The sequence below is a fragment of the Shewanella sp. 6_MG-2023 genome (assembly GCF_030547195.1).
Classification (GTDB): Bacteria; Pseudomonadota; Gammaproteobacteria; order Enterobacterales; family Shewanellaceae; genus Shewanella.
On record NZ_JAUOQU010000001.1, the window covers coordinates 277,783 to 289,546 of the forward strand.

The window sequence follows — 11,764 nt, forward strand, 5'->3', positions numbered from 1 at the left end:
TTTTTTTGTCGTGTTTAAATCGCGTATTTCAAACCATTGCTCAATCATTATTAATAAAACCCTTCAGTAAAAGGATTAAAAGAAATGGAGTTCATTACAATATGAATCGTAAATCTGCTTTAGTGTCTATGGCCTTAGGCGCAATATTTGCTTTGCCGCAAACGGCTAGCGCTTCAAGTATCAAAACCTTTCAAGATATATCTACTTCAACATATCATTCAGTTGCGGTGACAACAGACGGACAGCTTTATGGCTGGGGCACTAATGCTCACTCTCGCTTTGGTACAGAAGGTATGGATGAGTATGCCTACAAAGTGCCCACTTTATTAGCCAGTGAGTTGGATGTTGTATGGACAAAAGCTTTTGCAAATTCCAGTGGCGTTGTTGCACTAACAGATGACGGAAAATTGATGAGCTGGGGAAAAAATGCTAATTGCCAAACCGGCCAGGGTGAAACTGACACTTCGTTGACCCTAACTCCAGCATACCTTGATATCGAAACTGACTCTCCTTTTATTGCCATTACTGGCTCTAATTTTACATATTCAATTGGGAGTGCATTTGCCCTGACAGAAAGTGGCGAGTTGTGGGCTTGGGGTAATAACACCTATGGTAGATTAGGTAATGCCTCTAATGAGCAACAATGCTCCCCTGTTAAAGTATCTTCTGAGCAAAAGTTTAGCGCTATTTCAGTGTCAAACACCCATACATTGGCTATTGATGACGCTGGTGAAATTTGGGGCTGGGGTCGAAATAGTAATGATCAATATAATAATATTGATGATGATTATGAGAGTAATATCCCAGTCAATACTCAAACCAATAAACAATGGAAAACAGTTGCTGCAGGCGATAAATTTAGTTTTGCCATTGATATTCAAGGTGTTTTGTATGTCCGTGGGGTCGCTGATAATTTAGTTTCAGGTATTGCAGATGAAACACAATTTTCCGATTGGACATTGGTTGATGATAACCAAGAGTGGGATGAAATTAAGGTTGCTCCAAACCATGTCATTGCTAAAGACAGCAGTGGCAATCTATGGACCTGGGGATATAGCTCCAGCGGACTACTTGGTTTAGGTAGCGGTATTAAGAGCGTTAGTGCGCCGACAAAAATCCCATCACAGAACAGTTGGCTTACTGTTGCTATGGATGACAAAAGAAGCTTCGCTATTCGAACAGATAATACGCTATGGGCCTGGGGAAGCAATGTTTTCGATGCTTTAGGTGATGGAGGTGATAGCTCCCAATATTTACCTGTCTCATTGTACCATCAAGTCACCAACAAAGCGGTAACTGTGTCCGCAGGTTATGAGCACTTTATGCTAATTGATGCCCAAGGTCAGCTGTGGGGTGGACAATCTCAAAGAAGTGGACGTATAGGGAATGGTAAAAATACCAGTAGTCGAGCTGTTAGCCCAATTCCAATATCATCAAAAGTGTGGAGTCAGGTTGCCAGTGGTGGTGACTTTACTGTCGCGATAGATGCTAAAGGTAAGCTTTGGGGCTGGGGTGAAAATGGCGATAAGATTTTAGCTAATACCAGTGACTCATACTTTACTCGACCTATCAAACTAAGCGATAAAGATTGGCAGTTTGTCAGCGCTGGAATGTCGCATTTTGCAGCTATTGCTACAGATGGCAGTTTATGGCTTGCTGGTGATAATTACTATGGTCAGTTAGGCACTGGAGACCAAGTTGACACAAATGGTTTAACACAGCTAGGAACTGATACAGATTGGAGAGAGGTCAGTGCTACTCAAGCGACCACAATCGCATTGAAAAATGATGGTAGCTTGTGGGGCTGGGGGTATAACGAAGGTGGACAGCTTGGTTTAGGCTATGTAAACGAATATGAATCAGCACCTATGGCGTTAAATTTAGGCAATGATTGGAAAACCTTGTCTCAGGGTGCTTCTGGCTGGCAAACGTTGGCTGTTAAATCCGATGGTAGCTTATGGGGTTGGGGCTATAATCGCTATGGTCAATTAGGTTTGTCTCATACTGATATAGCAGTAACTGTCCCTACTCGAATTGGCACCAAAAATGATTGGGGTAGCGCAGTTGTTGGTTGGCATTATTCGCTAGCGCTTAAGCAAGATGGCAGGTTATATGGCTTGGGGCGAAATGAGCATTCTCAATTAGGTGATGGTGCTGGTGGCACTGATGATTTAATCTTAAAGCCCAAGTATATAAGTGAAGGCTGGAAATCTATTGCTGCCACAGAGGAGTTTTCTGTTGGCATTAAAGATAATAACGATGTTTACACATGGGGGAAATTGGCACTACCTGGCGCATCTTCGTCAAATACACCTATCCAAAATAGCTATGCTGACAGTGATGCTGATGGCATAGCTGATTTGGCTGATGCCTTCCCATATGATGCCTCTGAGTACATGGATTTTGATTTTGATGGTATTGGTGATAATGCCGACCTTGATGATGATAACGATGGTTTTGACGATGTATATGAACTAAGTAATGGTTCTAGTCCTTGGAGTGTAGATAGTCAAACAGATGACATTGATAACGATGGTTACCCTTTAGCCGTTGAGTACCTTGCTGGTACATTTGATAACGCCGCAGAATCTATCCCATCGCCACAAGCGAGTAAGTTATATAGTTTTGAACAGGCAGCCCATTTACAAAGCTTTAATTTACACGGCTGGGCACTTGAGCCGGTTGATGATGCGAGGGTTGGTGTGGCACTAGCATCACAAACTAAAGTTGATAATGCTGAAGATATCGTATCGATTACCGCAGCCTTTAATAGTGGGGTCGTTGCTTACTCAGTAAAAGTGTCAACTGAATCATTTGATGAGTTTTATGTTGAAATCGATGGTGAAGTCGTCGACAGCACTGTGCTATCAGGTGAGCATGGTTGGCAGGTCGTACTTGTTGATATTGAAGCGGGCGAACATACATTAAGCTGGCACTACCTAAAAGATGATGAAACCGCTGAGCTTGAAGATACCGTGTGGTTAACTGATATCGTATTGCCACTTAATCTTGATGTTTTAGATTCGGATTTCGACGGTATGCCTGATGGATGGGAATATACTTATGACTTAAACCCATTCTTGAAAACAGATGCAAGTGATGATATTGACCAAGATGGTTTAACTAACCTTGAAGAGTATATTGCTAATGCTAATCCGCTGATTGCTGATACAGATGGCGATGGATTACCTGACGGTTATGAAGTGGAAATGGGTTTAGATCCAACCTCTGCTGCTGACGGGCTGTTAGACAATGACAGCGATGGTTTAACTAACCTAGAAGAGTATCTGCAAAACACCAACCCATTTGATAGTGATAGTGATGGCGATGGTGTTTCTGATTACGATGAAGTTGCATCAGGCAGTGATCCACTTGATCAAAATATTATCGTCGGTGTACCTAATTTATTAGTGGCAGTAAATGATGCTAATGGTGACAGAGTCAACGATTGGGTGAAATATACGCTAACTGATAATAGTGTCGATATAAGCTTGTTAAGTGGTGTCGATAACACTGAAATAGCTAATTTTAGTATTGTTCACAGTTATGATGACGTAAGTGTTTCAATCTTGGCAGATCGTAACAATGACAATGTTGAAGAGATTGGTGTATTTGGCTTTGATGCTGCAGCTAATCGTTACCAATTAGTGGTGCATGACGTAACTTCGGGTAGTAAGTTTGGTGCTTGGAATTGGCCTGCTACTTTGGGTGAAGTAAGTTTTGAAGCCTTAACTGATTTAACTCAAGATGGTATTCAAGAGTACGCGATTAGCGGGGTGCATTTAGGTAATGGTACTCGTCAGTTAGTGGTAAAAGATGGCTCGACTAAAGCGGCTTATCAAACCTTTAAATGGCCTAACTTATGGGACCGTTTAAGCTTTGTGACTATGACCGATGTCAGTGCTGATGGTGTTCCTGAAGTGGCACTATATGGTCGTCATACCCGCTTAGATAAAGGGCAGTTGTTTATCTATGATGGTGCAGATGCCAATTCAAAAGTGGATGTCTATAACTGGAATAAGCTGTGGAATGATATTCAGCTAGTTGAAATGGATGACATTGATGGTGACGGCACCATTGACTGGGGCCAATTTGGTCAGCGTAAAGATGATGGTCGTTATCAATGGCTAGTAAAAAAAGGCCATGATAAACGCGGCGTAATCCGTACCTTTAGTTGGCCTAATGATTTAGTTGATGTGCAGCCAATGCTGGTGGGTGACAGAACCCAAGATGGCATACGTGAAGTGGCTGTTGTAGGAACAAACCCTAATACGGGTAAAGTGTTCTTACGCATCAATGACGGCGCGTTAGCGAATGAGCGCATTGCCAACATTAGCTGGCCAGGCAATTGGGAAGATATTCAAGTTAACGAGCTTGGCGATTTAAACAACGATGGCTTTAATGAGTATGGTTTATTGGGTTACACCAAAACTAACCGTTCAGTACAGTTGATTGTTAAAGATGGCAAAGCACTGACGGAATACGGCCGTTATACCTTAACTGGCCGCTGGGAAGGTTTATCACTGAGCCATGATGATATCAATCAAGATGGTGTGATGGATATTATTATTGAAGGGATAAATCAAAGTACCAAACTACGCACTATTACGGTGTTAGATGGTAGTGATTTATTGGAAATAAGTAGTAGTGCTATTAATTAATTATTAAACTAACTAACTTATAATCATAATAGTAATAAGAAAGTGCCACATTGTTGTGGCACTTTTTATTGATTTAATTAAAACTAGTATGAAATTTATTGAGTAAACTTGTTGGAGTATATTTTTGCAACTAATGTTGTCTATTAAGAATGGACTTTATTAGTTTGATGTCTTTTGAATAAAATCATTGATTAGTTGTAGCTATACTGTGCAGCCTATTGGTTAAGTGATTGAATGTGTAGTTATATATTCAATTAATAGCCGCTAGTGTATTTAGTCAATTTTTATAATCTTAAATAGGTGTCTTTAATTAATGGCTGTCCTAAGCTAACCATATATTAAAGGGATTTATTATGAGTAAAATATCCACATACTTTCTTTCATTAGTGATTGGCTTAGGGATTACAGCACCTAGCTTTTCAGCTTCGAAAATTAATAAGTTTTACGATATTTCTGCCAGTGATGATCATGCCATTGCCATTGGTGAAAATGGTAGCCTCTATGGCTGGGGTGATAATGCCGGTGAATTTGGCACCGGTGAAATGGGCAGTAATTATTATACTTATCCAACTCAGTTGTTACCAGATGACCAGGAGTCGACAGTATGGGTTCTTGGTCGCGCGAACTATTCTAGTAGCTTAGCCCTTAATCAAGACGGCGAAATCTACACTTGGGGGCAAAATGTTAACTGCCAACTTGGCCAAGGGCTAGAAAGTGGTACAACGGTTTATTTACCTGCTGCAATAAATGCCCAAAATCAAACTCCTTTCACCGAGATTGTTACTACAACGTCAGCATATTATTCCTCAACAACTGGAACTGTGATTGCTATGACTGAAAATGGCAAGTTATGGGGCTGGGGGTTTAATGGAAATGGTCAATTGGCTGATGGCACCACCGAAGATGCATGTTTGCCTCAAGCCATTGCAGAGGAGCAAAGCTTTAGCTCCATCAGTCATTCTGCAACCCATGCAGTTGCTGTATCTACAGATGGTGATTTGTGGGCTTGGGGTGATAATTATTATAAGCAATTGGGTGATGGCAGCACCGTTGACGTGCTGGAGCCTAAGCAAATCATTACCGGTAAGAAGTGGCTCAAGGCGATAGCGGGAATAAATTACACGCTTGTGATCGATGAGGATGGCATATTATATGGCGTCGGCTACGGCGACAGAAATCAGCTTGGTGAAAACAGTAGGCTAGATAGCCTGGTAGTCATAGATACGGACAGTTGGGTGGATGTGAGTGTGGGTTATTACCACGTGATTGGTAAGAAAAGTGATGGCAGTATTTGGTCTTGGGGTTATGGCGGTGACGGACAGTTGGGTTTAGGGCAAAATAGTTCTGGTAATAATATTACCACCACAGAAGGGATACCCACTCAAATAGGCACCGCCACAGATTGGCAAACTATAACAGCCTCAACTTTTGCCAGTTTTGCCATAAAAGATGATAACACCCTGTGGGCATGGGGGGATGCTGGTGATTACCTTCAAGGCACAGGGTCTAGCGCAGATGAGTGGACACCGCAGTCAATTTCTTATCGGATGATCCATAAAGCAACTGCCGTGAGTGCAGGCTATGTGCATTTTTTACATCTGGACGCCAGCGGCCTGTTATGGGGCAGTCAAAATAGGAACAGTGGCCGTTTGGGTGATGGCAATGTCAGCGGTTCAACTCGCGGAACGCCAGTGCTGGCCACCACTAATCATTGGCAAATGGCCAGTGGCGGCAGTGATTTCACTTTAGCCATTAAGGATGATAATACCCTCTGGGGCTGGGGCGACAATAACGATAACATGTTTGACTCTACTGATGTAACGCGAGCATATCGCCCGATTCAGGTTAGTGATGACAAATGGAGTTTTGTTAGTGCTGGTGGTGCTCATCTGGCAGCAATTACTCAAACGGGTGAATTGTGGCTTTCTGGGGATAATTATTACGGTCAAATAGGGGATGGTAGTCGTAATGATCCGCAAACCTTAGTTAGGCTAGGCAGTGATAGTGATTGGTATTCTGTATCACTATTGAGAGCGTCTACCATAGCACTTAAACAAGACGGTACCCTATGGAGTTGGGGTTACAATAACTTAGGTCAGTTGGGAAGAGGTTTTACTTCTAGTTATGAGGAAACCCCTGCGCCTTTGTATGCTGGCGGAGATTGGTCTTATTTAGCTCAAGGTTCAAGTGCTTCGCATACATTGGCTATAAAGCAAGATGGCAGCCTTTGGAGTTGGGGTTATAATCGTTATGGGCAATTAGGGCTAGATCATACCGATAATGTTAGCGTTCCGACACAAATAGGAACCAAGACAAACTGGGCCATGGCGGTGGTTTCTAGATACGATTCATTAGCGCTTAAAACCGATGGTTCATTATATGGCTGGGGTCGAAATCAATATGGTCAATTAGGCAAGGGTGATAAAGACCAGGTCAATAAACCAGTGTTTATCAGTGGTGGCTGGAAATCAATTGCGCTTACTGAACACAGTGCTATTGGTATTAAAGAAAATGGTGATGTGTATATTTGGGGTTACGTCAATACGCCGAATGGAACCAAAACTTCTCTTGTCCCAACTCAATATAGTTACCTTGACCGAGATTTTGATGGTGTTGCAGATGCTGCAGATGCTTTCCCGTATGACGAGACCGAAATTCAGGATTATGACTTTGATGGTATAGGGGATGTCGCCGATAGCGATGATGATAATGATGGCTATGATGATATTTACGAACTTGCTAATGGCAGTAGTCCTTGGCATGCCAATACTGGATATGAAGACAGTGATAGTGATGGGTACTTGCTAAGTTTTGAATATACCGCAGGAAGCTATGATAATTCAGCCAGTTCCATTCCTACAAGAGACATTTACACCCAATACACTTTTGCTAGCACCTCTGAACTCAATGAGTTTAACAATGCAGGTTGGCAGCGAGACTCCAACTCAGATTCTCGAAGTGGCTTTGCACTAAATTCAACAACAAAAGTCGATAATGGCGAGGATATTTTTACCAAGTCAGCAAGCTTCAATGAAGGTATGTTTTCTTTCGCGGTAAAAACCTCAACAGAAGAATTCGATAAATTCTATTTCCAAATCGATGGTACCTTACAAGAAACCACACTCATAGGTGGTGATACCCAATGGCAAGTGTTTGTGTTCGACATTGATGCAGGTGAACATACCTTAAGTTGGCATTATAAAAAGGATGACGAGTCAGCCGAGTTAGAAGATACGGTTTGGGTAACCGATATTGTACTGCCCCTAAACCTTGATGTGTTAGATAGCGATCAAGATGGTATGCCTGATGGCTGGGAATATCGATTTGGATTTAACCCCTTCTCTAATAGTGATGTTAATGGTGATCCTGATAATGATGGACTCACCAATTATCAGGAGTACATCGCGAATACTAATCCGTTAATTGCTGATACAGATGGCGATGGACTACCTGACGGCTATGAAGTTGACAATGGATTTGATCCAACATCAGCGACCGATGCGAAAATGGATGGCGATAATGATGGGTTAACTAATCTTGAAGAGTTTACTTATGGCACCAATCCATTTGATAGTGACAGTGATGGCGATGGTGTTTCTGATTACGATGAAGTCGCATCAGGCAGTGATCCACTTGATCAGAATATTATTGTCGGTGTACCTAATTTATTAGTGGCAGTAAATGATGCCAATGGAGACAGTGTCAACGATTGGGTGAAATATACGCTAACTGATAATAGTGTTGATATAAACTTGTTAAGTGGTGTCGATAACGCTGAAATAGCTAATTTTAGTATTGTTCACAGTTATGATGACGTAAGTGTTTCAATCTTGGCAGATCGTAACAATGACAATGTTGAAGAGATTGGTGTATTTGGCTTTGATGCTGCAGCTAATCGTTACCAATTGGTGGTGCATGACGCAACCTCGGGAAGTAAGTTTGGTGCTTGGAATTGGCCTGCTACTTTGGGTGAAGTGAGTTTTGAAGCCTTAACTGATTTAACTCAAGATGGTATTCAAGAGTACGCTATTAGCGGGGTGCATTTGGGTAATGGTACTCGACAGTTAGTGGTAAAAGATGGCTCGACTAAAGCGGCTTATCAAACCTTTAAATGGCCTAACTTATGGGACCGTTTAAGCTTTGTGACTATGACTGATGTTACCTTTGATAATGTGCCTGAAGTGGCCTTATATGGTCGCCACACTCGTTTAGATAAAGGGCAGTTGTTTATCTATGATGGTGCAGATGCCAATTCAAAAGTGGATGTCTATAACTGGAATAAGCTGTGGAATGATATTCAGCTAGTTGAAATGGATGACATTGATGGTGATGGCACCATAGACTGGGGCCAATTTGGTCAGCGTAAAGATGATGGTCGTTATCAATGGCTGGTAAAAAAAGGCCATGATAAACGCGGCGTAATCCGTACCTTTAGTTGGCCTAATGACTTAGTCGATGTGCAGCCAATGCTGGTGGGTGACAGAACCCAAGATGGCATACGTGAAGTGGCCGTTGTCGGAACAAACCCTAATACGGGTAAAGTGTTCTTACGTATCAATGACGGTGCGTTAGCGAATGAGCGCATTGCCAATATCAGTTGGCCAGCAAGTTGGGAAGATATTCAAGTCAAAGAACTTGGCGATTTAAACAATGATGGCTTTAATGAGTATGGTTTATTGGGTTACACCAAAACCAATCGGACTGTGCAGTTGATTGTTAAAGACGGTAAAGCACTGACGGAATACGGCCGTTATACCTTAACTGGGCGCTGGGAAGGTTTATCACTGAGCAATGGCGATATCAATCAAGATGGGGTGATGGATATTGTTATTGAAGGTATTAACCAATCTACAGAGTTACGCACTGTTACAGCACTAGAAGGCACTAGTCTTGAGTTGCTAAGTTCACAGGTGATTAATTAGGTTTTAGTCTTTATAAAGCTAAACTGATGTCATACTTAAAAAGCTATCTGTGAGGTTGAACTTTTCAACCGACAGATAGCTTTTTTTTGCTAAAGAATAAGCAAGCTCACTGTAATCTTGGTATATTGAGTGCCTTTACTCTCATAAGGACTTGAACATGATGACGTGTATTAAACGAATAAGTTACTGCTTGCTCATATTACTTAGTGTGACATCATCTGCAGTGATGAGTAGTGACTTATCATCACTGACGATCATGGGAGAGGAATACCCCAAAAGTATTTATTTTAGAAATGCAGAAAACAGCGCCGCCAATGAAACCATTCCCTATGAAAAATGGAAAAACCGTTGGTCAAAACTTGATGGCATGGTCGTTAAGGTTTTAGATGAAGAAATCCCCGGAAGAAGTGGTGAGGCTCAAAAGAAGTTTCTTAAATATAAACAAGAATTCCCGCAAAAAATGATGTTATTGCATTTCAATGGTAATGCCAGAGATCCTCGTTTTGATTTAGATGCTTTTAAACACCATGATTGGACTTACTTTGTTGGAACTGACGCGCAAGGTAAGATTACGTCATCTCCAGATGCCACTGACATAAAAGTAAACAATACAGATGTATTTAAGCAGGGATGGGGACGAGGCAATAAAGGCAATGATGATATTGCTATTGTGACCCGAACGACCGATGGCAAACTTAACTGGGAGAGAGTTGAGCAAGTTAAATTAGTCTCTATCAATAAAAAGCAAAGTTCAATTACTGTCGCACGCGGGCAATTTAATACCAAGCCTCTTTCATTTGACAAAGGTAAAGCCTATTTAGCGCCACATGTTGCACAAGCCCCTTTTGCTAAAGGGAGCGAGCAATCCTTATGGCGTTATAATTTTACTCAATTAGGAAGTAAAGCCGATTATAGTCAGTCAATGGCGCAAGCTTTAGCTGATAATTTACTCAGTTATATGAGTAGCGATGGCCCGTTATCTTCATTTGATGGAATAGAATTTGATGTATTAGCGGACTACAGAGGATTTAAACACCAGTCTAGGAAAGATAAAATTGATTATAATTTTGATGGCAAATTTAGCTCGTTAGATAATCAGGCTGCTGATAATTATCGTATCGGCGTTCGCCATTTTTTAACCCAATTGAGGCATAAACTGGGTGATAATAAACTTCTGCTAGCTGATGGTAATGAGCTCAACCAGCAGCGAGAGTTTGGGCTATTAAATGGGATTGAAAGTGAAACCTGGCCAAGCCATTGGGACCCAGAAATAGAACAATGGTCATCAGGGATGAATAGGCATTTATTTTGGAATGATAACTGCTACTCTCCTTGTTTTAGTTATATCAAATTAGGAGAATTACCTTCAAAAAAAGGTTCTTCTGTTGCGCCAACAGAGAATACTCGAAAATTGAGGGTCGCTGCGGCGTTAATTATGGATGCAACCATTGCCCCAGCTTATAGACCAAAAGGTAAAAAAATTGATAATTGGCCTGAATTAACGGGAGGGAAACGAAATTATAATAGTTGGCTTGGTAAAGTAATATCTCCTCCTATGTACTACAAAATTAGTGATAATAAGCCTAAGAATTGTATCATTGTTAATGATAAACAAAATTTTTCAGTCGATGAGTCTAGTGAAAAAGTTAAAATTATTAAGCGTATAGGGACTGGAACCTTACAGTTTTCTTGTCATTTCTCTTTAGCCAGCGCTGATGATGTTGTGCTAGTAATGCAAACAAAATCTAAATCTACCCATTTAACACCTAGAACCGACCAGGTTAGATATATTTCGATTGTGCCCAATGAAGACCAAAGCCAAGAAAATATGACTTGGAGTGGTAATAACGTGTTTGAAAGCCGATTTTATTTTAAACAATTAAAAGCAGGCTTAAACAATTTACAGTTTGAGTCTGATGCTGAAGAAATACACATCTCAGATTTAAGCATTACTTCAGGAGCAGAAGTGATGTATAGAGAATTTGAAAACGGACTTGTTATTGCTAATCCTTTTAGAAAGCCGATATTGTTAGATATTGCTGATTTTACTGAAAGAAAGAACTTGTTAATTGATAATAGGAAATACGAGAAAAAGGATACAATAACAATAAAAGCTAAAGATGCTATTTTTATAAAATATAAAGATATGATTTAGAAAGTATTTGTTTGTGAATATGCAGT

3 protein-coding genes are annotated in these 11,764 nt (G+C 40.9%); all 3 read left to right on the forward strand.

Annotated elements, in window-relative coordinates; all coding sequences use genetic code 11:
* Nucleotides 1-101 precede the first annotated feature (101 nt).
* The 3 genes from Q4533_RS01180 (at nucleotide 102) to Q4533_RS01190 (ending at nucleotide 11,738) form a co-directional block, all read left to right on the forward strand.
* Nucleotides 102-4,661 (forward strand): hypothetical protein, encoded by a 4,560-nt coding sequence (locus tag Q4533_RS01180; RefSeq protein ID WP_303501441.1) that lies wholly within the window; start codon nucleotides 102-104, stop codon nucleotides 4,659-4,661.
* A 353-nt stretch (nucleotides 4,662-5,014) separates the two neighbouring features.
* Nucleotides 5,015-9,583, forward strand: a complete 4,569-nt coding sequence (locus Q4533_RS01185; RefSeq protein WP_303501442.1) for a hypothetical protein — start codon at nucleotides 5,015-5,017, stop codon at nucleotides 9,581-9,583.
* 157 nt (nucleotides 9,584-9,740) lie between these two features.
* Nucleotides 9,741-11,738 (forward strand): hypothetical protein, encoded by a 1,998-nt coding sequence (locus Q4533_RS01190; RefSeq protein ID WP_303501445.1) that lies wholly within the window; start codon nucleotides 9,741-9,743, stop codon nucleotides 11,736-11,738.
* Nucleotides 11,739-11,764 lie beyond the last annotated feature (26 nt).

Bases quoted from the DNA above. Each gene is read 5' to 3' on its own strand.
- Q4533_RS01180 (WP_303501441.1), top strand. From the start codon at position 102: ATGAATCGTAAATCTGCTTTAGTGTCTATGGCCTTAGGCGCAATATTT.
- Q4533_RS01190 (WP_303501445.1), top strand. From the start codon at position 9,741: ATGATGACGTGTATTAAACGAATAAGTTACTGCTTGCTCATATTACTT.
- Q4533_RS01185 (WP_303501442.1), top strand. From the start codon at position 5,015: ATGAGTAAAATATCCACATACTTTCTTTCATTAGTGATTGGCTTAGGG.